This is a genomic window from Rhizobium sp. TRM96647, assembly GCF_025780115.1.
In the GTDB taxonomy this organism is placed as follows: domain Bacteria; phylum Pseudomonadota; class Alphaproteobacteria; order Rhizobiales; family Rhizobiaceae; genus Mycoplana.
This window is the reverse complement of sequence record NZ_JAOXHF010000002.1, coordinates 72600-98147: the sequence shown is the minus strand read 5'-3', so window position 1 is coordinate 98147 and position 25548 is coordinate 72600. Positions and strand designations below refer to the sequence as shown.

Annotated in this window: 23 protein-coding genes; 1 reads left to right on the top strand and 22 read right to left on the bottom strand. The window is 65.2% G+C overall.

Going from position 1 to position 25548, the window contains the following annotated elements; all coding sequences use genetic code 11:
* Window positions 1–14: 14 nt before the first annotated feature.
* From OCK02_RS03400 to OCK02_RS03315, 18 genes are all read right to left on the bottom strand, one after another.
* A complete protein-coding gene (locus tag OCK02_RS03400; RefSeq protein ID WP_263812053.1) occupies window positions 15–1169 on the bottom strand; it encodes an efflux RND transporter periplasmic adaptor subunit in 1155 nt (384 codons plus the stop codon).
* A gap of 56 nt (window positions 1170–1225) precedes the next feature.
* Window positions 1226–1837 carry a TetR family transcriptional regulator gene (locus OCK02_RS03395; RefSeq protein WP_263812052.1) on the bottom strand — a complete coding sequence of 204 codons (612 nt, stop codon included), beginning with the start codon at window positions 1835–1837 and terminating at the stop codon, window positions 1226–1228.
* Between the two features lie 193 nt (window positions 1838–2030).
* Window positions 2031–3185, bottom strand: a complete 1155-nt coding sequence (locus tag OCK02_RS03390) for a fumarylacetoacetate hydrolase family protein (RefSeq protein ID WP_263812051.1) — start codon at window positions 3183–3185, stop codon at window positions 2031–2033.
* A gap of 3 nt (window positions 3186–3188) precedes the next feature.
* Window positions 3189–4736 (bottom strand): sugar ABC transporter ATP-binding protein, encoded by a 1548-nt coding sequence (locus OCK02_RS03385; protein ID WP_263812050.1) that lies wholly within the window; start codon window positions 4734–4736, stop codon window positions 3189–3191.
* Window positions 4726–5700 carry a sugar ABC transporter substrate-binding protein gene (locus OCK02_RS03380; protein WP_230802698.1) on the bottom strand — a complete coding sequence of 325 codons (975 nt, stop codon included), beginning with the start codon at window positions 5698–5700 and terminating at the stop codon, window positions 4726–4728. Before OCK02_RS03380 ends, OCK02_RS03385 begins: the two co-directional genes overlap by 11 nt.
* 25 nt (window positions 5701–5725) lie before the next feature.
* The gene (locus tag OCK02_RS03375; RefSeq protein ID WP_263812049.1) at window positions 5726–6682 is read right to left on the bottom strand and encodes an ABC transporter permease; all 957 of its coding nucleotides are present in this window, start codon (window positions 6680–6682) and stop codon (window positions 5726–5728) included.
* A gap of 5 nt (window positions 6683–6687) precedes the next feature.
* On the bottom strand, window positions 6688–7458 hold the full coding sequence (locus tag OCK02_RS03370) for an enoyl-CoA hydratase/isomerase family protein (protein ID WP_263812048.1): 771 nt from the start codon (window positions 7456–7458) through the stop codon (window positions 6688–6690).
* Between the two features lie 7 nt (window positions 7459–7465).
* A complete protein-coding gene (locus OCK02_RS03365) occupies window positions 7466–8614 on the bottom strand; it encodes a carbohydrate ABC transporter substrate-binding protein (protein ID WP_263812047.1) in 1149 nt (382 codons plus the stop codon).
* 1 nt (window position 8615) lies between these two features.
* The gene (locus tag OCK02_RS03360) at window positions 8616–9809 is read right to left on the bottom strand and encodes a CaiB/BaiF CoA transferase family protein (RefSeq protein WP_263812046.1); all 1194 of its coding nucleotides are present in this window, start codon (window positions 9807–9809) and stop codon (window positions 8616–8618) included.
* Window positions 9810–9840: 31 nt separating this feature from the next.
* Window positions 9841–10635 (bottom strand): SDR family NAD(P)-dependent oxidoreductase, encoded by a 795-nt coding sequence (locus tag OCK02_RS03355; RefSeq protein WP_263812045.1) that lies wholly within the window; start codon window positions 10633–10635, stop codon window positions 9841–9843.
* The gene (locus OCK02_RS03350) at window positions 10635–11813 is read right to left on the bottom strand and encodes an aldose 1-epimerase family protein (RefSeq protein WP_263812044.1); all 1179 of its coding nucleotides are present in this window, start codon (window positions 11811–11813) and stop codon (window positions 10635–10637) included. Before OCK02_RS03350 ends, OCK02_RS03355 begins: the two co-directional genes overlap by 1 nt.
* Window positions 11814–11900: 87 nt before the next feature.
* Window positions 11901–12815, bottom strand: coding sequence for a sugar phosphate isomerase/epimerase family protein (locus OCK02_RS03345; RefSeq protein WP_263812043.1), 915 nt, complete (start codon window positions 12813–12815; stop codon window positions 11901–11903).
* A 22-nt stretch (window positions 12816–12837) separates the two neighbouring features.
* On the bottom strand, window positions 12838–13959 hold the full coding sequence (locus OCK02_RS03340) for a Gfo/Idh/MocA family protein (protein WP_412178760.1): 1122 nt from the start codon (window positions 13957–13959) through the stop codon (window positions 12838–12840).
* Window positions 13956–15014, bottom strand: coding sequence for an ABC transporter ATP-binding protein (locus tag OCK02_RS03335; RefSeq protein WP_263812042.1), 1059 nt, complete (start codon window positions 15012–15014; stop codon window positions 13956–13958). The genes OCK02_RS03340 and OCK02_RS03335 overlap by 4 nt, the downstream gene beginning before the upstream one ends.
* Window positions 15015–15016: 2 nt before the next feature.
* Window positions 15017–16111 carry an ABC transporter ATP-binding protein gene (locus OCK02_RS03330; RefSeq protein WP_263812041.1) on the bottom strand — a complete coding sequence of 365 codons (1095 nt, stop codon included), beginning with the start codon at window positions 16109–16111 and terminating at the stop codon, window positions 15017–15019.
* Window positions 16108–17043: a carbohydrate ABC transporter permease gene (locus tag OCK02_RS03325; protein WP_263812216.1), complete on the bottom strand. Its 936-nt coding sequence runs from the start codon at window positions 17041–17043 to the stop codon at window positions 16108–16110. The genes OCK02_RS03330 and OCK02_RS03325 overlap by 4 nt, the downstream gene beginning before the upstream one ends.
* A 23-nt stretch (window positions 17044–17066) precedes the next feature.
* Entirely contained in the window at window positions 17067–17927 is an 861-nt protein-coding gene (locus OCK02_RS03320) for a carbohydrate ABC transporter permease (protein WP_230802688.1), read from the bottom strand.
* Between the two features lie 76 nt (window positions 17928–18003).
* The gene (locus OCK02_RS03315; protein WP_263812040.1) at window positions 18004–19620 is read right to left on the bottom strand and encodes an extracellular solute-binding protein; all 1617 of its coding nucleotides are present in this window, start codon (window positions 19618–19620) and stop codon (window positions 18004–18006) included.
* A gap of 298 nt (window positions 19621–19918) precedes the next feature.
* Between OCK02_RS03315 and OCK02_RS03310 the strand changes: the two genes are divergently transcribed.
* Window positions 19919–20935 carry a LacI family DNA-binding transcriptional regulator gene (locus OCK02_RS03310; RefSeq protein ID WP_263812039.1) on the top strand — a complete coding sequence of 339 codons (1017 nt, stop codon included), beginning with the start codon at window positions 19919–19921 and terminating at the stop codon, window positions 20933–20935.
* 133 nt (window positions 20936–21068) lie between these two features.
* On the opposite strand, the gene OCK02_RS03305 is transcribed toward OCK02_RS03310, so the two are convergent.
* The 4 genes from OCK02_RS03305 to OCK02_RS03290 all read right to left on the bottom strand — a co-directional run bounded on the left by OCK02_RS03305 (window position 21069) and on the right by OCK02_RS03290 (window position 25547).
* Entirely contained in the window at window positions 21069–21512 is a 444-nt protein-coding gene (locus OCK02_RS03305) for a PTS sugar transporter subunit IIA (RefSeq protein WP_263812038.1), read from the bottom strand.
* A 24-nt stretch (window positions 21513–21536) separates the two neighbouring features.
* Window positions 21537–22229 carry a response regulator transcription factor gene (locus OCK02_RS03300; RefSeq protein ID WP_263812037.1) on the bottom strand — a complete coding sequence of 231 codons (693 nt, stop codon included), beginning with the start codon at window positions 22227–22229 and terminating at the stop codon, window positions 21537–21539.
* Entirely contained in the window at window positions 22226–24925 is a 2700-nt protein-coding gene (locus OCK02_RS03295) for a sensor histidine kinase (RefSeq protein ID WP_263812036.1), read from the bottom strand. The genes OCK02_RS03300 and OCK02_RS03295 overlap by 4 nt, the downstream gene beginning before the upstream one ends.
* Window positions 24926–24986: 61 nt before the next feature.
* Entirely contained in the window at window positions 24987–25547 is a 561-nt protein-coding gene (locus tag OCK02_RS03290; RefSeq protein ID WP_263812035.1) for a potassium-transporting ATPase subunit C, read from the bottom strand.
* Window position 25548 lies beyond the last annotated feature (1 nt).

Here is a 25548-nt window from a genome sequence, read left to right as displayed (position 1 = left end):
CTCCCCTTCCCGGCTCAGCGCATCGTGAGGTGTTCGGCGGATGCGGAGAGGGCCGACTGCGCCACCTCCGACGGCAACTTGACCTTGAGGTCCTCGGCCATGAACTGCGTGCCGGCCGCGACGACGAGATCGCCGGCTGAGAGCCCGCTGGCGATGCGAACGCCGTCAGCGTCGAAGGAGACGACCTCGACGTCGCGTGCATGCACCGTCGCGCGTGCAGGATCGACCGTCCAGACGATCGGCTTGTCGTCCTTTTCCGCCAATGCGGCAAGGGGGACGCTGACCAGCGTCTCGTCGGTATCGGCGGCAGCCCGTACCGCCGCGGTCATGCCGAGCAGCACGCGATCGTCCGCCGGGATGCCGATACGCACTGCGAAGGTGCGGGAGCGCAGATCGGCGCTGCCGGCCACTTCGCGCACTTTTCCCTTCAGCGTGAGGCCCGGATAGGACCAGAACCCGACGTCGACCGCCTTGCCCGGCTGGAAGGCGAGGATGTCCGTTTCGGGCACTGCGACCAGCACCTCCTTCTCGCCGTCGACGGCGACCGTCACGACAGGCGTTCCCGACGAGACGACCTGGCCGACCTCGCCGCTCGCCGCCGTCACGATGCCGTTTTCAGCGGCCGCCAGATCGGTGTAGCGCACCTGGTTGCGGCTCTGGTCCAGCGTGCTTGCCGCGTCGTCGCGCGCAGCCACGGCCTGATTATAGGAAAGTTCGGCCTGTTCGAGGCTGGACTTCGATGCCACGTTCTTGGCGAAGAGATCGCGCGCCCGCTTCAAGGAAAGCTCGGTGGTTTCGACCTGGCGCTCTGCCGCAGCCACGTTCGCCTCGGCGCTGCGCACCTGCAATTCGTAGTCGGACGTGTCGAGACGCGCCAGAACGTCGCCTGTTGCGACACGGTCGCCGACATCCACCAGGCGCTCGGTGATTTTGCCAGACACGCGGAAGCCGAGCGCCATTTCGCGGCGCGCCCGCACCTGGCCGGAATAGTCGAGGCTGCGGGTGGTGCCCGGCGCCTTCACCTCGACGACCTTGACGGGGCGCAGCACCTCGACGGTGTTTTCGGATGTCTCCGCCTCGGTGCATCCCGCCAGGGCGAGAACCGACAAAAGCAGAAGCGGGGCGAAACGGAACTTTTGAAACGACTTGGGAAACACCGGCGAAAACATCTTCGCTCTCCAACTGAAAATCCGGCCTTCGTGAAGCGAGCTGCGCGCGCTTCCGGTTATCGCAGCGCCTGTATGGCGAATTCGATCAGGTCTTCGGGCCGTGCCTGGTTCTCCTTCATCAGACACTGCGCGACCATCTGCGGATGGCACAGGGTGACGAGGCTTGCGCCGAAGCATTTCGACGCAATGACGGGATCCTGTTGACGGAACTCGCCGGCAGCGATGCCCTCGGCGATGATCTCCGCGACGATGGCGTGCAGCCTGATGATGTGCTTTTCGATGACATGCCAGTCGCGTTCGATCGCGACGACGACCATCTCGTGCACCTTCTCCTGATCGAGCATGGTGTCGACGGTCATCTTGTGCTGCGTCGAGGCGTAGCGACGGAGCCGCTCGACCGCACTTGCGGGTTCTTCGGCAACCGCGCGGGCGAGATCGTAGGCGGCCTGCAGCATGCGGCTGCAGAGCGCTTGGTGAATGTCCTGCTTGGAGGCGAAGAACCGGTAGATGTTCGCCGTCGACATGCCGAGGTCGCGCGCGATGTCTGCGACCGTCGTCTTGCTGTAGCCATAGTGCCGGAAGAGGCGCTCGGCCGCATCGAGGATGCGGCTGATGTTTTCCTGGCGCACCGAATCCTGTCCGTCATCAAGAAGAAGAGTGTCGGTCATGAGCGCATTCCTGACGAGTGACGATTTTTAAATTTCGTCAGTCATAACTCGAAACTCGCCATGCGTCAATTCAGATTGGTTGCCGGAAATTCACGCGGAGATACGACCCGCCCGGCCGCGCCGGGCCATGCAGGGTGCTTCAGGCTGCCAGAAATGGGCCGCGCCCGGATCGCTCCGGGCACAGCATCTGCCTTCAGATGAGATGTCGTGCGGCGAGGTTGCGCATCAGGTGCGAGACGCCGAATGTCCAGGGCGGGCACTCGGTCGAAAGCCGCACGCGGTTCGTCAGCGCCCCGAGCCGGTCATTGGCGATCGTGACGATGTCGCCGACCTTGTGGGTGAACCCCTGCCCCGGCACGTCGCGGTCCTCCGTCGGCGCGAAGAGCGTTCCCATGAAGAGCATGAAGCCGTCCGGATACTGATGATGGCGGCCGATCGTCTGGGCCACGAGGTCGAGCGGATCGCGGCTGATCTCCTTCATCGAGCTGCGGCCGTTCAGGACGAAGCCGTCCTCGCCCTCGACGCGCAGGGTCAGTTCGGCATTGCGCACGTCGTCGATGGTATAGCCTGCGTCGAACAGGCGAATGAAGGGGCCGATCGAGCAGGAGGCGTTGTTGTCCTTGGCCTTGCCGAGAAGGAGGGCCGAGCGACCCTCCACATCGCGCAGGTTGACGTCGTTGCCGAGCGTGGCTCCCTGCACGACGCCCCGCGAATTGACCGCGAGCACGATCTCCGGCTCGGGATTGTTCCACTTCGAGATCGGATGCAACCCGACATCGGCGGCGTGACCGACGGAAGACAGGACCTGCGCCTTCGAGAAGACCTCGGCATCGGGCCCGATGCCGACCTCCAGGTACTGCGACCAGACGCCTTCCTCGATGAGCGCCTGCTTGACCTTCTCCGCAGCCGGCGAACCGGCCTTGAGGTCACGCAAACTGTCTCCGATGATGGCGGTCACCTTCTCGCGGACCTTCTCGGCGAGGTCCGGATTGCCCGCCGCGCGCTCCTCGATCACGCGTTCGATCATCGAGCGGGCGAACGTCACGCCGCAGGCCTTCACCGCCTGGAGGTCGTTCGGCGCGAGGAGGTGCGGCCTGTCCCTGTCGGGCGAACCGACGTCGGCGGAGAGCAGCGCCTGCAGGGGCGCAAGCACGGGGCCTTCGGCCTCGGTCGCATAGGCTGCCGCATCGTCGCGCTCGAGCAGGTCGCGCATGGTCGGGACGGCTCTGGAGGTGATGTCGACGATCTGGCCATCCCGGACCGCGACCAGGCTCGGCCCTGCCGCCTCGGGGTTCCAGACGCGCCCGACGAATGTGCCGGCGCCGATGGGATGCTGCTGCGTGCTCACGTCTCAATGCTCCTTGAATGCCATGGTCAGTATCGTGTCTTCCGTCATCGCCGCCCGGTCGAGGATCCCGGCGAGCCGTCCCTTGGAGAGGATCGCGACCCGGTCGCAGAGCGCCAGGATCTCCGGCACTTCCGATGAGGCGATGATGACCGTCAGCCCCTTCTCGGCCTCGCGCGTGACGATGTCGTAAAGATCGGCCTTGGCGCCGACGTCGACGCCGTGCGTCGGTTCGTCGAGCAGCAGCAGGCGCGGTTCGGCCATCAGCGCGCGGGCGAAGATCACCTTCTGCTGGTTCCCGCCCGACAGCGTCGAGATCGCCTGCGTATCCGTCGCCATGCGGATGCCGAGGCTCTGGCGATAGGAAGCCATGCGGCGCGGATCTCCACCGCGGTCCGAGAACAGGCCGCGGGAAAAGCGCCGCAGGCTGCTGATCGCCGCATTATCGCGGACGGAATGCTGCGGCAGGATGCCGGCGGTCTTGCGCCCCTCCGGCACAAGCGCGATTCCGGCCCGCACCGCCTCGCTCGGGTCGTGCAGGCAAAGCCTCTCGCCGAAAAGCGAGATCGTGCCTGCTGTCGGACGATGGACGCCGTGGATGAGATCCAGCAATTCCGTGCGTCCGGCGCCGACGAGGCCGAAGAGGCCGAAGATTTCCCCCTTGCGCACGTCGAGGTCGATGCCGGCAAGCAGGCGGCCGTCGGACACGCCCTTCATCGAAAGCGCGATCGTGTCGCCGTCGATGGTTCGTGGCCGGTGCTCGTAGATCGCGGGCTTTCCCGTCATGTCGGTGATCAGTTGCTGGCGGCTCGTTTCGGCGGGGCGCCGCTCGCTGACGATCGCGCCGTTGCGCAGCACGACGACCCGGTCGCAGAGCGCCATCGCCTCTTCCAGCCGGTGCGTGATGAAGATAATGGCCACACCCGCCGCCCGCGCCTCGCGAACGTAGGAAAAGAAGCCGCCGACCTCATGCGGCGTCAGCGAGGAGGTCGGTTCGTCGAGGATCAGCAGCCGTGGCTTGCGTGCGGCCGCCTTGGCGATCTCGACCAGTTGCTGCTCGCCGGCGCGCAAGGTCGCCGCCTCGCGGCGCGGCTCGATGTGGCCGGCGCCCACCCGCTCGAGAAGCGCACGCGACGCTTCCTCCATCAGCCCGAAATCGACGAGACCCGCCCGGCTCCGGCTCATCCGGCCGAGGTGCAGGTTCTCGGCAACGCTGAGCGCGCCGACCACCGACAGTTCCTGGTGCACGAAGCTGACGCCCGCCTCGATGCCGTCGGCGACGGAACCGAAGCGCACCGGCGCCCCCTCCATCTCGAGCGTGCCGGCGTCGGGCTGCAGGCCGCCCGACAGGATGTGCATGAGCGTCGACTTGCCGGCGCCGTTCTCCCCCAGAAGCCCGACCACCTCGCCGGCACGGAGATCGAGATCGACCGAATGGAGCACCGCATTGCCGGAGAAGCTCTTGGCGATGCCCCGTGCGCGGACGAGCGGCGGCGGCGAGGAGGAGGCGACCGCGCCGGGTGCCGCCGCCTCCTTCAGGCTGTCACTTCGCATCGTCGGGCGTCAGCAGCTTGCCGGTCACCGGGATGACCTTGGCGGGCGGTTCCTGGCCGGCGACGATGTAGTTGTAGAGCATCACGCTGGAATCGAGCGCCTGCTGGTAGGGCGCCTGGTCGAGCAGGCCGACCATCTCGCCGGTCTTGAGATACTGCATGTTATCAGGCGTGTGGTCGAAGCCGACGACGCCGACCTTGCCGGTGAGGTTCAGGTCCTTCACCGCCTTCGCCGCGCCGAACGGCCCGCCGGCGGTCACATAGACCATCGAGAGATCCGGATTGGCCGTCATCATGTCCTGCACCAGCGAATAGGCCGATTCCGCCTTGTCCTTGTTCTCGAACGGGCCGACGATCTGGATATCGGGGAAATTCGCCTTGAGGTAATCGACTGCGCCGTTCATGCGCTGGGTATGCTGGGTGGCGCCGAAATAGCCGGTGATCACGCCGAGCTTGCCCTTGCCGTCCATCTCCTTGGCGATGTACTCGCCGATCTGCTTGCCGGCCGAGGTCGCATCCTGGCCGATGAAGGCGAGGCGCTTCGATTCCGTGGCCCCCTCGGCGACGATGTTGAAGACCGGCACGCCCTCGTCAGTCGCCTCGTTGATGATGCGCGCCGTGCCGTCGAAGATCGGCACCACGACGATGCCGTCATATTTCTTGGCGAGCGCGCCCTCGATGCCGGCGACGACGGCCTCGGCGGAAAGTTCGTCGCCGAGATCGACGAAGTCGACCGTAGCGTCGAACTTGGTCAGATAGTCGTTCGCCGCTTTCGCCCCTTCGGTCACCGGCGTCCAGAACGGATTGTTCTGGAACGACAGGAAGGCGATGCGCACCGGTCCCTTGGTGTTTTCCACCGCGGCCACGCTGCCGCCTTCCGGGGCCTCGGCGGCGATTGCGGGAAATGCGACCGCCGTCGCGGCAATTGCCGCCATCGCGGTCATCCTGATCTTCTTCAGCAACATGATGGTCTCCTCCACTTGTCCGTTGTCAGTCGTCGTCGCTGCGGCGCTGGAGCCCGTCCAGCCCGACGGCAAAGATGATCACCAGCCCCTTCGTCACCACCTGCCAGTAGGCGGAGATGCCGAGGAGCACGAAGGCGTTGTTGAGCAACGCCATCAGCAGCGCGCCGATGACGACGCCGAGGATCGAGCCGCGGCCGCCGCTGAGCGCGGTACCGCCGAGAATGACGGCTGCGATGACGTCGAGTTCGTATCCCATGCCGAGATTGGGATCGGCGCTGGCGAGATTGCCGGCGAGGATCAGCCCGCCGAGGCCCGCAAGAAGGCCGCAAAGCCCAAAGACGACCAGGCGGATCGCCCTGAGGTTCACGCCCGCAAGGCGCGAGGCCTTCGGGTTGTCGCCGATCGCATAGATCTCCCGGCCCATCACGGTGCGGCTCGCGAAGACATGCACGACGATGGCGAGCACGATCATCAACAGGAAGGACACGGGAATGTCGAAGATGCGGCCGGCGCCTACGAATTCGGCAAGGCCGCCGAACGGCACGGGTATGCCGCCGGTCATCAGGAGCGCGATGCCGCGCGCGATCGACAGGGTGCCGAGCGTGGCGATGAAGGGATTGATGCGGAAGCGGGTATAGAGGACGCCGTTGACGAGGCCGCAGACAAGCCCGGTCAGGAGGCCCGCCATGAGCCCGATCGTCTCGCTTCCCGTATCGCGCATCAGGACCGCTGCGACCACTGCCGACAGGCCGATCACCGAGCCGACCGACAGGTCGATGCCGCGGGCGATGATGACCAGCGCCTGGCCGAGCGCGACGATGGCGACGACCGAGGCCTGGCGCCCGACGTTGAGAAGGTTGCGCGGCTCGAGGAAGTAGTCGCTCGCAAAGGAGAGATAGATCGCGACGGCGGCGAGCATCGCAAGCACGGAGGCTTCGCGATAGCGGCTGAGGCTGCGGATATAGGCGACACCGGTCTGCATGGCGATCACCGACGCCTGAAGGCTGGCGCGCGCTTCTCCTTGAAGGCGGCGCGGCCTTCGGCGGCATCGGCCGTCGCAAAGCAGATCGTCTGTAGGTCACGCTCGTACTCGATGGCCTTGTCGAGCGGCATCGAGACGGCGGCCTTCAGGTTGGCCTTCGCCGTTTCCGCGGCGATCGGCGCCCGCGAGGCGATAACCTCGGCGATCGCGCGGGCGCGCGACAGAAGCTCCGCCGGCGCCACCACTTCGCTGACGAGACCCCAGGCCAGGGCTTTTTCCGCCGGGATGGCGTCGCCCGTCATCAGCATCAGCGCCGCATTGGAGGCGCCGATCGAATGCATCAGATGCGCCGCCATGCCGCCGCCGCCGATCCAGCCGAGCTTGATCTCGGGGGCGGCAAACTGGGCATTGTCGGAGGCGATGCGGATATCGCAGGACATCGCCGTTTCCAGCCCGCCGCCGAGCGCATAGCCGTTCACCGCGCAGATCGTCGGCTTCAGCAGTGCCCGGAAGGCGTCGCAATAGTCCGGCCGGTTGCGGAATTGCCAGGGCGTCTCGTAGGTGTCGAGTTCGCGGATGTCGGAGCCGGCGCAGAAGGCCCGTTCGCCCGCGCCGGTCAGGATGACGCAGCGGATCGTGTCGCTGTCGTTGCATTCCTCCACGGCGGTCACGATCGCATCCGCCATTTCCGGCGTCACCGCATTGAGCTTCTGCGGACGGTTCAGCGTGATGGTGGCGATCGCGCCGTCGATGGCAAAGAGAACGTCGTCTGTCATGTCATTCCTACCTTTCGCCGCCGGCTGCGCGGTGGCTTGCATAAAGGGCCTGCAGATCGTCGAGCACGCGTTCGGCCTCCGCTCGTTCTTCAAAGGCCTGCCTCAGCAGCGCCGATGCCTTTCCCTGGAAGGCGATGTAGCCGTCATGGCGCGGGCGGACATAGGCCTGCTCGAGCGTGTCGGCGGTGTTTTCGTAGAAGCTGCCCCAGCGGGCGTTGACCCCGGCATCGTGCCAGGCCTCGCGGCGCGACGGCTGGCCGTCGTGGCCGGGAATGAAGCCGATCTGTGCCTCCCGCCCCATCAGCCAGAGGAGGTGCTGCTTCAAGGCGGGTGTGACCTCACATCGCCTGGATATCCCGATGCCCGTGCCGCCCAGCGTCGAACCCGGCCGGCCTCCGGCGGTCCGGCGCGGCGCATTGTGGAATGCGATCGCATTGCCCTCCAAAGGCGCCGCGTAGTTCACGTAGCCGTAGACCAGGGGGCAAAGCACGACGTCGTCATGGCGCGCCATGTGTCCGAGGATGCCGATCGGATTCTTCTCGCGCACCGATCGCGGACTGCGCGCGGCAAGCTCGTCCATCAGCTCATAGACCTGCCGGCCCGTATCCTTCGAGACCAGCAGGTCAGGATCTTTCTCCGCCGGCGGTTCACCGAAGGCGGCTGCGATCGAGAGGAAGGAGAGCGCGGCATGCGGCCCCGCCAGCGACAGCGCCACCCTGCCGGTCGATCGTGAAATCTCCGCCACCTCGTCCCAGAGAAGCGGCATCGGTCGCCCCAGGAGGTCGCCCCGCACCGCCATCACCTGCGTCGCCGCATCCAGCGGCAGCGCCCAGTGGGCACCGGCAAACCGGTAGCTCCGCAGGGACGGGCCGATGCTCTCGGCCTGAAGCGCCTGCACCGCCGCATCGCCGAACACGCTCTCCAGCGATTGCAGGCAATCCCCGGCAACCGCCTCGCCGACATGCGGATGGTCGAGCACGACGAGATCATAGCGGGCGCAGAGATCGGCGATCGGATGGGATTCGAAGCCTTCGAGCGGCTGCTTGTCCCAATCGATCGAAAGCCCGCTTTCCGCAAGCTCCGGCCGTCTCGCCGCTGCCGCAAGCGCGTTGTAGCCGCGCGGGTGATCCCACGTCAGCGCCTTCAGCCGCTGCATGTCAAAGCTCCCCAGCGGCTACGGCACCGGCCTGCTCCAGCCCGGCGATACGGGCATCGTCGTAGCCGGCCTCCTTGAGGATCTCGCGCGTATGCTGGCCGACGATCGGCGCACCGCGGTCGATCGTCGACGGCGTTTTGGAGAACTTGATCGGAAAGCCCGGGGTCTTCACCTTGCCTTCGGTCGGGTGCTCGTATTCGACGAAGGTGCCGTTGTGCCTGATCTGGGCATCCTCGACGACATCGGCATAGCCATAGACCGGGCCACACCAGATATCGGCGGCGCGCATGCGCTCCAGCCATTCGGCGGACGTCCGCGTCTTCAGCCGCTCGCGGGTCTTGGCGAAGATCTCGTCGCGCCGCGCCCAGCTGTCGACCTCGTCCTCCATGGTCAGGAAGCTCTCCTCGCCGATCACCTCGCCGAGCGTCTTCAGCTTGGGGAAGGCGACGATGATGAAGCCGTCGCTGGTGGCGAAGGCGCCGTAGGGCGCGCGGATATAGACATGCGCATGCGGCTCGGCCGAGCGCGTCTGCGGCTTGTTGCCGATGGTGAAGACGGAGAGTTCCTGCATCTGGATCGTGGTGATCGCGTCCAGCATGTTGACCTGCACCAGCTGCCCCTCGCCCGTCCGCTCGCGATGAAAGAGCGCCGCGAGCGCGCCTTCGAAGGCGTTATAGGCGGTGATCGCATCGACGAGGTACTGCCCGGCGGCCGTCGGCGGCTCGTCGGCGCGACCGGCCGAAAGCATGGCGCCGGACATGCCCTGCAGCACGAGGTCCTGTCCCGGGCGGTCGATATAGGGACCGTCCTCGCCATAGCCGGACATCGACACGTAGACGAGGCGCGGGTTGATCTTCGACAGCGTCTCGTAGTCTACGCCGAGCCGCTTGGCGACGCCCGGCCGATAGTTCTGCAGGAAGACGTCCGCCGTACTGACCAGATCGAGCAGCACCTGCTTGCCGTCAGGCGACTTCAGGTCGACGGCCAGCGAGCGCTTGTTGCGGTTGAGCGACAGGAACGAGACGTTGATCTTGTTGCCGCCCGCACCGCCGGCTGCGACGTGCCGCTGCCATTCGCCGGTCACCGGCTCGACCTTGATCACGTCCGCGCCGAGATCGCCGAGCCTTTGCGCGGCAAACGGCCCGGCCATGGCGATCGAGCAGTCGAGGACGCGAATTCCGCTGAGAATTCCCATTTTCTTTCAATTCCTTATCAATAAAAGGCGATCAGTGCATGACCCAGCCGCCATCGACGTTCAGCGTCTGACCGGTGATGAAGCCCGCGGCATCGGAGATCAGGAACGACAGGGCGGCGGCGATGTCGGCCGGGCTGCCACGCCGCTTGACGGCCTGATGGTCCAGCACGAAGCGCGTATAGCCTTCCGGGTCGGGGTGGATCTTCTCGGCATCCGTCGGGAAGGCGCCGGGGGCGACCGCGTTGACGGTGACGCCATAGGCGCCGAATTCGCGCGCCCAGGCCCGCGTCAGCCCGACGAGTGCGCCCTTGGACTGGACGTAGGGCGAGAGGTTCGCCCAGCCGCCATAGAAGGTGACGCTGGCGATGTTGACGATCCGGCCCCAGCCCTTCTTGCGCATGTGCGGCAGGGCCGCCTGGACGCAGACGATGCCGGCATCGACGTTCACCCGCTGCACCATCTGGAAGTCTTCGATGCTGTACTCCTCGAACGGCTTCGACGGATAGATGGCCGCATTGTTGATGACGACGTCGAAGCCGCCGACCTCGGCGGCCACGCAGTCGAGTTCGGCGCGCAGGCCGGAAAGGTCCGACAGGTCGATGGCGCGCACCGTCAGGCCCGCCAGTCCCTCCCCCGCCACGGCATCGCGCAGCGCCTGCGTCTTGCGCTCATCATTGTCGATGGCGACCACCTTCGCCCCCGATCGCAAGAAGCTCAGCGTCGTCTCGGTGCCGAGCCCGCCGGCGGCACCGGTGTAGAGGATGACCTTGCCCGCGATCGACGCCCCGGCGCCGGCGTCTTTCTTCGGAGAGAGCTGCATGTTCATCAACGCCCCCCGATCGCCACGTGATTGCCGGTCGGTTCCGGAAACGCTTCGGCCGGCTGCCCCGAAAGACCCCGGATTCGCCGCTCGCTCGCGGCGATGGCGGCCGCGTCCGGCAGGATGCGGAAGGTCGTGTCGTAGCGGCGCTCCTCGGCGTGTTCGAGCCAGATCAGCTCACCCCGCTCGCGGGCGGCGGTATGGCCGAGCACATGGTTGGTGGACGGTTCGATGCCGAGCGCATACTGACCGGACTGCAGGTTCTGCCACTCGAACATGCAGGGGAACTGGTCCTTGCGGGTGACGACCTCGAAGCCGATGCCGAGCGCATCGTTGACGAGCGCGACGGGCACCTCGCCATTGCCGTCGGCGACCATCTCGTGCTGCCAGACCTGCTCGTGGAAGTTCATCTGCGGTGCCGGCATGGTGCGGTAGCCGACCTCCTGCTTGCGGTAGTCGGCGCCCGCATGGGCCGCCCAGACCACCTCCCTGATCGGCGCGAGATAGCGCGATCCCTCCGCCAGCACCGGATGGCCGACGTTGATGTGATAGCAGTACATGTGCGGCGTCCGGTAAAAGCCGCGATTGACGACCCGGTCGGTCAGCCTGATGTCGTTGGTGCCGGCTTTGATCTCGATGCGGCGGACGAGTTCCAGGTGCTCGCCGAATACCGTTCCCTGTGTCACCACGCCTTCGCACCAGAGCGTGCAGTCGTCGCCGTTCCATTCCTCGCCATATCCCGTCAGCTTGCCCGGAATGGTACCGATGCGGCCGTGCAGGGAATGGCTGATGGTCTTGCGCGGACCGTAGACATAGCTGTCGCCGGGCTCGTCGTTCATGAACAGGATGTGGTCGAGGCCGCAGGTGACCATCAGGCCGGAGAAGGAACGCAGCCAGGCAAGCCCGCCCTCGCCCTCATATTCGGCAAGGCCCGGATGCTTGAAGCCGGCCGGCGAGTTCCAGCCGATCGCCAGCCCACGATATTCGCAGTCGGCGATGTCGAAGGCACGGTCGACGAGGACGGTGAAGCGCAGCCCGGTGCCGCTGCGAAACTCCAGCATTCGGATGCCCCGCTCGACGCCGTCTTCGAGCGTCATCAGGCGCACGCCGGCAAATTGCGAGAAGGATCCGGCACTGGCGGCGATGTCGCGGCGCGACATGGCCCTCCCGTAGAGTTCGACCATGAGAGTATTCCTGTTGTGAGCCCGACCGCTGCGGACTGTCCTGTCTTCGGTTGCGGCGGCCGGACGATGCCGGCCGCCGGGTTGGCTTCAGAGGCCGTTGGCGCGAAGCTTCCCGTCGAGGAACTTCTTGGCCCGCGGCACGTCGCTTTCATCGAGGTGCTCGATGATGATCGGGATGTTCGGGTGCTTCTTCGAAAGCCGCTGCAGGTAGAGATCGTAGTTCAGCGAACCGAGCCCAGGTGCGGGCAGCTCGATCTCGCCGACGCCGCGGAAGGTGTGGCTTTCCAGAGCGTCCGCATCGCCGATGTCGGCATGCTTCTCCGTCTTGTCGTCGCCCGAACGCTTCACGTCCTTGGCATGGGCGATCCTGATCTTGTCGGAGAGCGTGTCGAAGACCTGGTCGAGGATCGCGTCCATGCGGTCGATGTTGTGGCTTTCGAAGTAGTTGGTCGGGTCCATCAGGAGCCCGAGGCCCGGATGATCGACCTGAGCGAACATCTTCACCGTCTCCTCGACCGAACCGACGACGTTGTTGACGTAGGTCTCGAGAAGGAACACGGCGCCGTGGTCATAGGCATGCTGCGACAGGTCGGCGATGACCTTGCGGCATTCCTCGAAGCCTTCCTCGGTCTTGTTCTTCGGATGGTGGACCCAGTCGGATTCGGTGTTGAACGTACCGGTTTCCGAGATGACGTAGGGCGTGCCGAGATGCTGGGCGTAGCGGATGATCTCCTTCAGGTAGCCGACGCGCCGCTCGCGCTCCGCCTTGTCCGGGTGGATGATGTTGGTGTAGCCGGAGATGCACGAGATCGGCAGGTTATGATCACGGAACGTCTCGCGGATGCGGACGCACTTGTCCTTGGTGATCTGGCCCGCCGACAGGTCGACGTCCTTGAAGTGCATGTCGAGCTGGACGGTGTTGAAGCCGAGCCCCCTGATCTTCTGGGCCGTCTCCTCGAGGCCGTAGGGGAAATATCCGGAGAAAATGCCGGTTTGCATCATGATGAAAATCCTCCCTTGGAATTCAGTCGATTGCGATTTCGGAAAGCCTGACCGTGCGCCGCTCCTCGATGGAGCGGTATCCCGCCTCCACGAGTGCCACGGTCCTGACGTTGTCGGCGACGGAGAGGGCCGGCGGCTCGCCGGACTTCACCGCATATTGCAGCTGTTCCATCACGCCGACGAAGGCGTGCGGGAACCACATGGTGTCCCATTTGGGCGAAACCCACTTGCCACCAGTGGTCTTCTTCGAGGCATAGGAGAGCGTCGACGGCGAACCGTCCGGCCAGCCGATCGTGCCCTGCGCGACACCGTCCGTGCCCTCGACGCGCCACTTGATGTAGATGTCGCTGTCGAAGCCTTCCTCGCGCGGGCCCGACCAGACATCCTCCATGGATACGGCAAGGACGCCGCTCGGGAACGTCAGTGTGGACACCGTGATGCCGTCCTTGTGGGCGAATGTCGTGCGCGGGTCCGTGCGCGTCACCGTGGTGATCGCGTCGGGATCGCCGAACAGGAAACGCAGCACGTCGAGATGGTGCACGCTCATGTTGGACAGCGTCAGCCGGTCGTAGTCTTCCAGGAACGTCTGCCAGTGCGGGATGGCGCGCATCTCGATCGTCGCCATGACGACGGTGCCGAGTTCGTCCCTGTCGAGGATCTGCTTCAGCACGCGCATAGACTGGTCGTAGCGCATGTTCTGGTTGACCGAGAGGATCTTGCCGGCCTTCGCCGCCTCGTCGCGGAGCGACCGGGCTTCGTCGAGCGTCAGCGCCAGCGGCTTCTGCGCCAGGATCCCCTTGATATGCGGCGCCTTCAGCGCCTGCCGGATCAGCGCCGGCTGCTGGTCCGGCGGATAGGCGATATCGAGGATTTCGACCTGGGGATCGGCGATCAGCGCCGAGGGCGTGTCATGCACCGTCGAAATACCCCAGCGCTCCGCGACGGCCTGCGCCTTGTCCTTCGTCCGCGACGCGATGGCTGCGACCGGGAAGCCCGCCTCCCTGTAGGCGGCGAGATGGCACTCGGCCATGATCATGCCGGCGCCGATGCAGCCGATCCGGTAGTCCCTCGCCCGCACCGGCGGATCCGGCACGAAGCTCCCGTTTTCTCCCATGGTCTCCTCCCATTTCGTATGTTTGTTCATGGACGCAGCGCCTCTCCCGCGGCCCCGAAGAAATGTATCCTCTCCGGATTGCAGCTCAGCGCCACATCGCTATCGATGAGAATGTCCGGCTGCCCGCGCAGAAGGGCGCGCAGCTTCTGGTGCCCGGTATCGAGCGTGACCACGGTGTAGCCGCCAAGCGGTTCCACCTCGTAGACCCTGGCCGGCCGCCCGGGCCGTCCCGCCTGCCAGGGCTCCACCTTGAGATCCTCGGGGCGAATGCCCATCCCTGCGACGTCCGCCGGGACAGCGCCGGACGGCAGGACGATCGTCCCGTCCGCTACGGCCAGCGGATCCCGATCTCCCGCAGCCATGATGTTCATCATCGGCGCGCCGAGAAGCTGGGCGACATAGCGGTTCGCCGGCCGGTCGTAGATGTCGACCGGGGTGCCGACCTGGCGGATCGCGCCATGCTCCATGATCGCCATCCGGTCGGCGACCGACATGGCTTCCTCCTGATCGTGTGTGACGTAGACCAGCGTCTGGCCGAGATCGCGCTGGATGCGCTTCAGCTCCACGCGCGTCTCCTCGCGCAGGCGCGCGTCCAGCGCCGAGATCGGATCGTCCATGAGATAGGCGACCGGATCGCGCACCAGCGCGCGCGCGATCGCCACGCGCTGGCGCTCGCCGCCGGAAAGCTGCGCCGGCGGCTTGTGCAGCAGGTGCCCGACATGCAGCTTGGCCGCGACCGCATCCACGCGCGCCCGGATATCCTGCTCCGGCACCCGGCGCTCGACCAGCGGGAAGCGCACGTTCTGCATCGCCGTCATGTGCGGGAACAGCGCCAGGTTCTGGAACACCATCGCGATGTTGCGGCCCGCCGGCGAAACACTGGTCACCGGCCGGCCATCGATCAGCACCTCGCCCTCGTCCGGCGTCTCCAACCCGAGGATGAGCTTCAGGATCGTCGACTTTCCCGAAAGCGGCGGGCCGAAGAAGCAGAAGAACTCGCCGGACTGGATGTCGAAAGTCGCGTCGGCCACAGCGACGGTCTTGCCGTAGCGCTTGGTGACGTTGCGGAAGGAAATCGAGCCCATCGTCACGCCTCCCTGATGCATTGGCCGGTGGCCGCATCGAAGAGCCGCACCGAACCGGGCTCGACGGCCACGGCAACGGAGACGCCCGCCTCGACCGCCACGTCGTTATCGAACACCGCCTTGATCCGCTGCCCGTCCGGGCCGAGATGGACGATGGTGCGGGCACCGATCCGCTCGACGAACACGACCGGCATCGTCATGCCCTCGCCCGAAGCCGTCAGCGACACGCGTTCCGGCCGGAAACCGTAGACGACGTCGCGAGAACCGTTCGAACGGGCCGCCGCGGCCAGGGCGGGATCGAGGGGCGCGGACCTTCCGAGCGCGCCGAGGTCGACGACGAGGCCGCGGTCACTGTCGGCGAGTTCGCCCTTCAGCAGGTTCATCCCCGGTGCCCCGATGAAGCCGGCGACGAACAGATTGTCGGGGTTGTTGTAGACCTCCAGCGGCGTGCCCACCTGCTGCAGCACACCATGGTCCATGACGGCGATGCGGTCGGCCATGGTCATGGCCTCGAGCTGGTCATGCGTCACATAGACCATCGTCTGCCTGAACTGGCGCTGCAGGTGCTTCAGTTCCGTGCGCATGACCGCGCGGAAGGCGGCGTCCACGTTCGAAAGCGGCTCGTCGAGGAGAAAGATCGCCGGCTCGACGATCGCCGAGCGGCCGATCGCCAGCCGTTGCAGGATGTTGACCGAGAGCTTCGCCGACGGCTGTTTCAGGAGCGGGCCCAGTTGAAGGAAATCGGCGATCTTCCGGACCCGGCCATCGACCTCGCCTTCCGGCAGCCGGCGCATGCGCAAGCCATAGGCGAGATTGTCGTAGACGTTCATGTGGGTGAAGATCGCGTAGTTCTGGAAGACGAAGCCGACGCCGCGCCGGCCCATCGCCACGCCGTTCATGTCCTTGCCGTCGAACAGGATCCGCCCCTCGGAGGGGTTCTCCATGCCGGCGATCATGTTCATCGTCGTCGACTTGCCGCAGCCGGACGGCCCGAGCAGCGCCATGAACTCGCCGTCGCGGATTTCCAGATCCATCGTCTTCAGCGCCGTGAAGGCCCCGAAGCGCTTGACCAGGTTTTCGAGGTGGATCGCGGTCACGCCCGAACCTCCTTGTTTCTGTTCATCCGGCTGATCGCCAGCGAGACGAGAATGGAGAGAGCGACGAGGATGACGAGCGCGATGGCCGCGACATAGCCCCAGATCAGGTCCTGCTGCGTCACCTTGTAGATGTAGACGGAGATCGTCTCGGTCGCGACGCCGGGGCCGCCGCCGGTCATGATGTAGAGCGTATCGAAGATCTTGAAGTTCTCGATGACGCGGATCGCGAGCGCGATGACGATAATCGTCTTCATCTTCGGCAGCACGATCGTGCGGAAGCGCTGCCACCAGGACGCGCCGAGCAGCGTCGCCGCGCGGACCTGGTCCTCGGGCACGCCGACGAGGCCGGCAAGCAGGATCAGGAACATCAGCGGCGTCCATTGCCAGACATCGGCGATCATCACGGCGATCAGCGCGGTGGTCGGGTTCGAAAGCCAGGCGATCGAAACGTCCATCCCCGTCAGGCTCGACAGGATATCGTTCACCGGCCCGCCGGACTGGAACAGCATGAAGAACATGTAGCCGGCGACGGCGGGCACCACCATCATCGGGATCAGCATGATCGAATAGAACACGCGCTTGCCGACGAAATCGTCCATGAACAGGATCGCAAGCCCGAGCCCGAGCAGGAACTCGGCCGGGACGCAGATCGCCATGACGAGTGCGGTGCGGCCGAGCGCGCTCCAGAAGCGGCCATCCGCCATCAGGTCGGTATAGTTGGCGAAGCCGTTCCACAGCTCATAGGCCTGCCACCAGCCGATACCGTCGAGCGGCGACCAGTCGGTCAGGCTGATGTAGAGCTGCATGAGCAGCGGAAAGACGGCGATGAACAGGACCAGCACCTGCGCCGGCAGCGTCAGCAGGAAGCCGAGGCGACGGCCGCCATCCTCCGCCTGCGGGCTGCCGCCCTGCGCCAGGTCTGCCATGGACATCTTCTCCGGGGTTGCGAGGCTGGTCATTGCTTCAGCGCTCCGAAGGTCAGGCCGCGCACGAGATGGCGCTGGATGGCGATGCCCATGATGACGGGCGGGACGGCCGCGATCAGGCCGAGCGCCGCCTTGGCGCCATAGAGCTGGCCGGTCATGGAGGACGACAGCGACGCCATGTAGACGGGGATCGTCACCCATTCGCGCGTCGTCAGCAGCAGCGCGATCAGATAGTCGGACCAGTTGAGGATGAAGACGAACAGAGCCGAGCTTGCGAGCGCCGGCCGCATCATCGGCAGCGTGATCTTCATGAAGACGCGGCTGCGCGAGCAGCCCTCCACCAGTGCCGCATCCTCGATCTCGCGCGGCATGTCGTCGAAGAACGTCTTCATCAGCCAGAAGGCGAAGGGCAGCGTGACGATGCCGTAGATCAGCGCCAGCCCCCACCAGCTGTCGACCAGGCCGAGAAAGGCCCACATGATCATGACCGGGATCATGACCGCCATCGGCGGGAAGAGCCGAAGCTGGATCAGGGCCAGCGGCAGGTTCTTCCCCGAGCCGAAGCGCGACAGGCCATAGGCGGCCGCCGTGCCGCAGCCCATGGCGATCAGCGTGCCGAAGACGGCCGAAAGCAGCGACGACAGGATCGGCTTTCCGGCCGTACGGTCGAGCGCCACGATCAGGTCGCTGGTCGAGGTGCCGAAGATGAAGCGGAAATTGTCGAGCGTCGGGTTCTTCGGCCACCAGGTGAGATCCGCCCCCGCGGCAGACCATTCGGCGATCGGCTTGAAGGCCATAGAAGCCATCCACAGCGTCGGAACCAGCGTGACCGCGAGCGCCAGCGAGATGGCGGCATAGCGAAAGACTTCGAAAGGCAAGGAGCGGTTCATGGCATCAACTGCAGCGTTTGCGTGTCTTCGGAAAGGGCGGGGTCTTGCCCGCCCCTTCCGCCGATGAGACGGCCGGTCAGCCGGTCACCGGATCGAGCACGGTGGGCCACGCCTCCTTGTTGGACTTGATGGCGGCCACGAGCTTGTCCTCGCCGATGCGCCGCGCGATCCGGTTCCACTGCCGTTCCGTGTCGGCCATCGCGTCTTCCGGGCTCTTCGTCTTCGTCAGTGCGGCGACGAGGTTCTCGTCGAGCGCATTGTGGAAGGCGGTGGCGCCCGGATAGTTGATCGTTGGCACGGTGCGGGCCACCGTCTCGCGGACAACATCCATGTGGTAGTCGTGATAGGTCTGGCGCACGAGCGGATCGGCGAAGTTCGACAGCTGGAACGGATCGAAATAGCCGCCCGGATTGGCCGTCATCCACGAATAGATGCGGCTGGAACCGAGCCACTGCAGCAGCAGGTAGCAGGCCTCCGGATGCTGGCTCTGCGAGGAGACCGACGCCGAGAGGTTGAGCCAGAGGACGGAGCGCCGGACGAGCTGGCCGTCGATCTCGCGACCGGGCGGCAGCATCGAGCCGACCTTGCCGGTTACCGTCGATCCCTGGTTTGCGGCATTGTCGAGGAACTTCGGCAGGTTCGAGAAGGCGCAGGTCATCGCCGCACCGCCGCCGGCGAAATTGCCGTATTGCTCCGGCCAGCCCCAGGAAATCGCATCGGGCGAGTGATAGGACAGGCTGTCGATATATTCCCGGGTCGCCTGGAAGCCCGCCTCGCCGTTGATCAGCGGCTTGCCGTCGTCGTCGAACAGGAACTGGTTCGGCGACGCCATCGAGACGAAGCGCTGGTACCAGTTGGTGTAGCCCCAGCCCTGGTTGCGCAGATCGGTGCAGCCGAACAGGCCCTTGTCCGGCCGGTGGAAGAAGGCGGCGATCGCGTCGAGCTCCTTCCAGGTCCTCGGTGGCGCCAGTTCGTAGCCGTGCTTGTCGGCGAAGGCCTTCTTTTCCGCCTCGTCGCCGAAGAGGTCGGTGCGGAAGTTCCATGTCTGGAAGTCGCCGTCGAGCGAGACGCCGTAGGTCGAGCCGCGATACTGGTTCAAGAGCGAGACGCCCTTCTGGCCGTTGACATAGCCCCGTTCGGCATCGTCCCACTCGGGCCTGTGCTGGGCGACGTAGTCGTCGAGCGCGACGATGCCGCCGGCCTCCGCAAGGTCGCCGAGCCGGTTCCATTCAACGGCATAGATGTCGAAGGCGCCCCCCTTGGTGGAGATGTCCTGCATCGTCTTGGTGAATTCCTGGCCGTTCGGCACGCCGACGATGTCGAGCGTGATGCCGGTTTCCTTCTCCCAGAGCGCCTTGATCGACGGCGCGCCTTGCGGGAAGGGCTGCGTCAACTGGCCGATCGAGCCGTCCGACAGGCCGAGCACGATGCGGGTCGGCGCCTTGCCGGCGCCCTTGAGCGCCTTGACGGCCTCGATGGCGCGCCCCTCCGGCGTATCCGGGCCATACTGGTAGCGTTCGGCCCCGTCGAAACCCGTCGGCCCGCCGATCATTCCGGGCGCCAGCGCATCCGAGGCGAAGGCGCGCCCCGGGCGAATGAATTGCGGCGCAATGCCTGCGGCCGCGGTCAGCGCGATGGCCTGCCCGCTGCCCGCGAGAAATCGGCGCCGCGACGTACGATATATCTCTGCCATGATGTTCCCTCCCCCCTCGGCAGACTCCTCCTGTGCTGCCGAATTGACGGGATACTGCGGCGGCACACCATCAAAGTCAACATCAGAAAAGATCATTTTACATCAAAAATTTCTTCATCAACAATCACAGAGCACATCTCGACCTCGCAGAAACATGATCGACCATGATGATTACGCCCATATCTCTATGGTTTCAGGCCGGATTCGCACATTCTGCTGCGGAAAACCGCCGACAGGGGCTTGCATCTTACCGCCGACGATTTACATCAAATTACATCATTTCAAGAAAGGATTCGTCTTGCGATCGACCTTGATTGACATCGCCCGGGCCGCCGGAGTTTCCAGCGCCACGGTCGATCGTGTCATCAACAACCGCAGCGGCGTGAAGGAGCGCACGCGCGAGATCGTGATGGAGGCTGCGCAGCGGCTCGGCTATCTGAGCACCGGCGGCGTGATGTCGGAAACCGTCCGGAGAATTCGGCTCGACTTCGTCCTGCCCGCCGGCACGAACACGTTCATCGCCGACCTGCTTTCGCAACTGGAGAGCCAGGCGTCGGCACGTTCCGACCTCGATGTCCGTATCCATTCGATCGAGGGCTTCAATCCGGACACGCTGGCGCGGACGCTGCAGGACCTGCACGGGCAGACGATGGGGGTCGGGGTGATCGCGCTGGACCACCCGACCGTGCGCGAGGCCATGCGCTCCCTTTGTGCGTCCGGCGTCCCGGTCGTCACGCTGGTCTCCGACATCCTGCACGTGCCGCGGATCGGCTATATCGGCATCGACAATCGCGCGGCCGGGAGGCTCGGCGGCTATCTGCTCGGGCGCTTCCTCGGGCGCGGGGTCAGGCGCAAGATCGCCCTTTTTGCCGGATCGCTGTCCTATCGCGGCCATGAGGAGCGCGAGATGGGCTTTCGCCACATCATCGCCGACGAATTCCCCGATCTCGAAGTGGTCGAACTGCGCGAAGTTCGCGACGACCGCGACCGTGCCTACGAGGAAGCCACGGCTCTCTTCCGGCGCCACCCCGACCTTGCCGGCATCTACAACATCGGCGCCGGAAACTCGGGCATCGGCCGGGCGCTGGTCGAGGCCCGGATGGCCGGAAACCTCATCTTCGTCGGCCACGAACTGACCGAATACACCAGAAAGCTCCTGCTCAGCGGCGTGATGGACGCCGTCATCGACCAGAATCCGAGGGTCGAGGCCCGGGAAGCCCTGTCCATGCTGACCAGGACCGCCCAGGGCCTTCCGATCGACTACCACCCGCCCCGGCTGCAGGTGATCTTTCGCGAGAACATACCTGAAACCTAGGCTTATACTCTTGACACATCGTACTCGCGAGACTTGAGACCGGGGCAGCGAGCATTGTCCCCGAGACACCCATTCACGGCGCTGTGCCGGTGTTGTCCTGCTATGGGTCCACTTCCATGATCCGCTGCCAACCTCAGCCGAGGAGAAGGGCGAAGAACTCGTCCTGGGTGCGAGCGGCCCGGAGCACGCCCACCAGATCGTCGTCGCGAAAGCGGCGTGCAATGCAGGAAAGCACGTTGAGGGCGTCGCTCTGCGCCCCTGCCGGGGTCAAAAGGAGGACGACGATGTCGACCGGGATGTCGTCCACGGCCTGGAAGTCGATCGGTTTCGACAGCCGTGCGATAATGCAGATCGACGTCTCGAGGTCCTTCACGACGGCATGCGGTATCGCGATGCCGCTGCCGATACCGGTGGACCCCAGTGCCTCGCGCTCGAACAGCGCCTTCGACAGCAAAGAGGCCGGAGCCGATGTCTTCTCGCCCGCCTTTTCCGCCAGCAGCCGGATCAACTGGCTTTTCGATGACGCAGCCAGCCCCGCGAAGACGTTCTCCTCGCGGAGAAAATCCTTCAGATGCATGCAATTCTCCATATCATGCGGCGATCAGACCGCTTCCGAGAGCCGATAGCCCACGCCGGTCTCGGTGAGGATGTAGCGCGGCTGATCGGGGCTCTCCTCGATCTTCTGGCGCAGCTGCCTGACGTAGACCCGAAGGTACTGCACGTCGGTGAATTCGCCCCAGACCTTGTCCAGGATGAAGCGATGGGTGAGGACCCGCCCGTGGTGCTGGACCAGAAGCTGGAGGATGTCGTATTCCTTCGGCGTGAGCTTTACCTCTTCGTCCCTGACCTTGACGATCCGCTTCACGAGATCGACGGACAATTCACCCAGTTGAAGCACCGGCGGCTTCCCGTTTGCCTGCAGGCGATGCCGCAGCGCCACGCGGATGCGGGCAACGAGTTCGTTCATCCGGAACGGCTTGGTGACGTAATCATCCGCGCCGAGTTCGAGCGCTTTCACGATCCCCTCTTCGTCGGTGCGGCTGGAAAGGATGATGATTGGGAAAGAGACGCCCTCGGCGCACCATTTGGCGAGAAGTTCATGACCTCCCATGTCGGGCAGCCCGAGATCCAACAGCACCAGGTCCGGTGTCTCGGATGCCGCCATGGTGATCGCCGCCTTGGCGTTCTGCGCGCCATGGACGAGAAAATCCTGGGAGGACAGGCCGACGTCCAGCAGCTTGCGGATAGCGGGTTCGTCGTCCACGACGAGGATCTTCACCGTGGGATGGTTCATTTTTGCTCTCCTTGGAGCGTGGCCGGGGCTGGCATCGATACAGTGAAAACCGCCCCCTGACGATCCGGGCGGTTCTCCGCGCCTATGCTGCCGCCCATCGCTTCTACGAAGCCCCGGCATATGGAAAGCCCGAGCCCGGTCCCGGCCTTGACCTGATCGATCTTGCGCACCCGGTAGAAGCTGTCGAAGATCCGCTCGAAGTCGCCCTCGGGAATGCCCGGCCCCTCGTCGACGACCTGAATGCGGACCTGCCTCTCCTCGGCCCATGCCCTGACGATGATGGTAGAGCCGTCAGGAGAATATTTCGCGGCATTGTCGATCAGATTGAAAAGAACCTGCGCGAAGAGGACGGCATCGATCCGGATCATCGGCAGGCTATCGGGAATGCGAACCTCGACCTTGCGCCTCCCGGTGATCTTGCGGGCACGGTTGAGCGCGGAACCGACGACGTCGCCGACGAAGTGTAGCGCGAAATTCGGCTGCATCGCGCCAGACTCGATCCGGGTCATGTCGAGCAGATTGACGATGAAGCGATTGAGGCGCTCGGATTCCTCGATGATTGTCGCCAGCAACTCGTCCCGCGCATTTTCCGACAGGCCCCGACCGAAATCCTTGACCGTCCCGGCCGCACCGAGAATGGCCGCCAAGGGTGTCTTGAGATCGTGGGATATCGAGGTCAGGAGTGCAGTCCGCAGCCGGTCGGTCTCCGCCGCGAGGCGCGCCTGATCCACATCGGCCACGAGCTGGATCCGTTCGATTGCGAGTGCCGCCTGGTCGGCCAGCGCGTCGAACAGACGCTGCTGTTCGGGTGTCAGGAGCGGCCCCTGCCGATCGTTGTCGAGCCCGACGACGCCGATCGCCCCGCGCCCGGTCCTGAGCGGAAGGTAGAGGCGTCTGGCCCCCGGCAACGTATCGGCCGCGCGACCCGCCGGCCTGTTGTGTTCCCAAGCCCATTTGGCGGCAGCGATATCGGCATCCACGAGACTGTCGTCAGGGGGATAGCCGGCCTTGACGGCAATCGTGCCGTCCTCGGGCAAAAGGATAACCACCCGGACCTTCAGCATGGAGGCGATCTGATACGCCGTTGCCCAGAGTACGTCATCGAGCGTGCCGGTTCCGGCAAGCTTCTTGGAGAAGAGATAAAGGTCTTCCGTCGTCCGCGCCCGTTGACGTGCAGCGGCTGCCTGTCGCTGGACGGTGGCCGTCAGGTTGCTGGCGACGAAGGCCATGCCGAGGAAGAACAGGAATGCGACCACGCTCTCCGGGGCGCGGATCGTCAGCGTGTAGCGCGGTTCGAGGAAGAAGAAGTTGAAGGCCAGCGCGCCGAGCACGGATGCGAACAGCCCGGCACCGATGCCGCCCCGGACGGTGGCGGCAAGAACGCCCATCAGGAACACCAGCGCGAGGTTCTGGACGTTCAGCGTCTGGTCGAGCAGCGTGCCGATCACGACGGCGACAGACATGAACGCGATACTGCCCAGGTAGTTCTTGAGCTTGAACCGCCTGGCAGGCGCGGCGGTGCGCACACCCGGGGATGCAATGGTCTCGTCCCCGCCGGACATGACATGAACGCTGATCGCGCCGGAGTGGCGGATGAGGTCGTGGGTGATAGAGCCGTCCCAGATCTCTCGCCATCGCGGCCTGTTCGACTTGCCGACGATCAGGTGGTTGAAGTTGTTTGCGTTCGCATAGGCGATGATTTCCCGCGAGACATCGGCTGCGGGAAGCGTGACCGTCTCGGCGCCGAGCTGTTCTGCGAGCCGCATGCAACTCGCAAGGCGGTCCTTGTCGGCCTCGGGCATGGCGGCCGATTTCGGCGTCTCCAGGTGCAGTGCCGTCCATGGTGCCTTCAGTCGATCCGCCTGGCGCCTGCCGTACCGCACCAGTGCCGCGCCGTTGCGGCCGTGGTCGAGACAAACGAGGATCCGCTCGCCTGCCGCCCAGGGACCCGAGATCGCATGAGCCTGCATGTGGTTCAGGAGCTGCTCATCCACCCGCTGGGCGGTGCGGCGCAGGGCGAGCTCGCGCAAGGCCGTCAGATTGCCCGGAGAAAAGTAGTTCTCGATCGCCCGGCGCGCCGTTTTTGGCACGTAGACCTTGCCGTCTTGCAACCGCTTGATCAGGTCCTGCGGCGTAATGTCGATGATCTCGATATCGTCGGCCCTGTCGATGACCGAATCGGGGACGGTCTCCCGGACCCTGATGCGGGTGATCTGGGCGACCACATCGTTGAGGCTTTCGACATGCTGAATGTTCAAAGTGGAATAGACGTCGATGCCACGAGCGAGAAGTTCGAGGACATCGAGGTAGCGTTTTGGGTGACGGCTTCCCGGCGCATTCGTGTGGGCGAGTTCGTCAACCAGAACGAGCGTCGGCCAGCGCTCCAGGATGGCGTCGATGTCCATCTCGTCCAGCTGCTGCCCTTTGTATTCGACGGTCTTGCGCGGGACGAGCTCCATGCCGTGGACGAGGGCTTCCGTCTCCTGGCGACCGTGCGTCTCGACGACGCCGATCACGACGTCGACACCATCGGCATTGCGCGCCCGTGCCGACATCAGCATCTCGTAGGTCTTGCCGACTCCAGGAGCCGCGCCGAGGAAGATCTTGAGCTTCCCGCGAGCCTCCTGGTCTGCCCGCTCGAGAAGGGCCTGCGGAGAGGGACGCCTGTCCTGGCCGTCCTGCATTTCAATCGACATTCGTCCATTCCTCCGATGTCGTCGGCACCGCTGCGGCGCCGACGACGGGCACGTCCAGCCGTTAACCGGCCTTACTCTCATCCAGAGCGAGATTCATCTCCAGCACATTCACAAGCCGATCCGACGTGAGCATGCCGCCCGGGGAGAACGCGTTTTGGTCGATGACCCGTTCGACCTGGTCGGCCGGCAGGTTACGGGCCTGCGCGATCCGCTGGACCTGGTAGCGTGCCGCACGTTCGGTGATGTGCGGGTCGAGGCCCGCACCGGAAGCCGCCGCCAGTTCCGCGGGAAGCGGATTGGCGGTCGTCGCGCCATAGGCGGCAACGGTTTCCGTCGCCCGGTCCGTCAGGTCCGTGCTGGTCGGCGACTTGTTGGAGCCGCCAGCACCCGCGCCGTTGTAGTCGACGGCCGAGGGACGCGGCCAAAAGTACTGCGGCTGGGTGAAGGCCTGGGCCACCTGGCGGCTCCCGACGACCGTGCCATCGGCGCGGGTGATCAGTGAACCTTCGGCGGTGTCCGGGGTGACCGCCTGGCCGATGGCCCAGACGGCGGCGGAGTAGCCGCCAACGCAGATCGCCATGGTGGCGACGGCGATGCGAAGGCTTGAAAGCAGGGTTTCCATG

Excerpts from the sequence above, each read along its gene's own strand:
- OCK02_RS03400 (WP_263812053.1), bottom strand. The coding sequence starts at position 1,169 with ATGTTTTCGCCGGTGTTTCCCAAGTCGTTTCAAAAGTTCCGTTTCGCC.
- OCK02_RS03395 (WP_263812052.1), bottom strand. The coding sequence starts at position 1,837 with ATGACCGACACTCTTCTTCTTGATGACGGACAGGATTCGGTGCGCCAG.
- OCK02_RS03385 (WP_263812050.1), bottom strand. The coding sequence starts at position 4,736 with ATGCGAAGTGACAGCCTGAAGGAGGCGGCGGCACCCGGCGCGGTCGCC.
- OCK02_RS03380 (WP_230802698.1), bottom strand. The coding sequence starts at position 5,700 with ATGTTGCTGAAGAAGATCAGGATGACCGCGATGGCGGCAATTGCCGCG.
- OCK02_RS03375 (WP_263812049.1), bottom strand. The coding sequence starts at position 6,682 with ATGCAGACCGGTGTCGCCTATATCCGCAGCCTCAGCCGCTATCGCGAA.
- OCK02_RS03370 (WP_263812048.1), bottom strand. The coding sequence starts at position 7,458 with ATGACAGACGACGTTCTCTTTGCCATCGACGGCGCGATCGCCACCATC.
- OCK02_RS03365 (WP_263812047.1), bottom strand. The coding sequence starts at position 8,614 with ATGCAGCGGCTGAAGGCGCTGACGTGGGATCACCCGCGCGGCTACAAC.
- OCK02_RS03360 (WP_263812046.1), bottom strand. The coding sequence starts at position 9,809 with ATGGGAATTCTCAGCGGAATTCGCGTCCTCGACTGCTCGATCGCCATG.
- OCK02_RS03355 (WP_263812045.1), bottom strand. The coding sequence starts at position 10,635 with ATGAACATGCAGCTCTCTCCGAAGAAAGACGCCGGCGCCGGGGCGTCG.
- OCK02_RS03350 (WP_263812044.1), bottom strand. The coding sequence starts at position 11,813 with ATGGTCGAACTCTACGGGAGGGCCATGTCGCGCCGCGACATCGCCGCC.
- OCK02_RS03345 (WP_263812043.1), bottom strand. The coding sequence starts at position 12,815 with ATGATGCAAACCGGCATTTTCTCCGGATATTTCCCCTACGGCCTCGAG.
- OCK02_RS03340 (WP_412178760.1), bottom strand. The coding sequence starts at position 13,959 with ATGAACAAACATACGAAATGGGAGGAGACCATGGGAGAAAACGGGAGC.
- OCK02_RS03335 (WP_263812042.1), bottom strand. The coding sequence starts at position 15,014 with ATGGGCTCGATTTCCTTCCGCAACGTCACCAAGCGCTACGGCAAGACC.
- OCK02_RS03325 (WP_263812216.1), bottom strand. The coding sequence starts at position 17,043 with ATGTCCATGGCAGACCTGGCGCAGGGCGGCAGCCCGCAGGCGGAGGAT.
- OCK02_RS03320 (WP_230802688.1), bottom strand. The coding sequence starts at position 17,927 with ATGAACCGCTCCTTGCCTTTCGAAGTCTTTCGCTATGCCGCCATCTCG.
- OCK02_RS03315 (WP_263812040.1), bottom strand. The coding sequence starts at position 19,620 with ATGGCAGAGATATATCGTACGTCGCGGCGCCGATTTCTCGCGGGCAGC.
- OCK02_RS03305 (WP_263812038.1), bottom strand. The coding sequence starts at position 21,512 with ATGCATCTGAAGGATTTTCTCCGCGAGGAGAACGTCTTCGCGGGGCTG.
- OCK02_RS03300 (WP_263812037.1), bottom strand. The coding sequence starts at position 22,229 with ATGAACCATCCCACGGTGAAGATCCTCGTCGTGGACGACGAACCCGCT.
- OCK02_RS03295 (WP_263812036.1), bottom strand. The coding sequence starts at position 24,925 with ATGTCGATTGAAATGCAGGACGGCCAGGACAGGCGTCCCTCTCCGCAG.
- OCK02_RS03290 (WP_263812035.1), bottom strand. The coding sequence starts at position 25,547 with ATGGAAACCCTGCTTTCAAGCCTTCGCATCGCCGTCGCCACCATGGCG.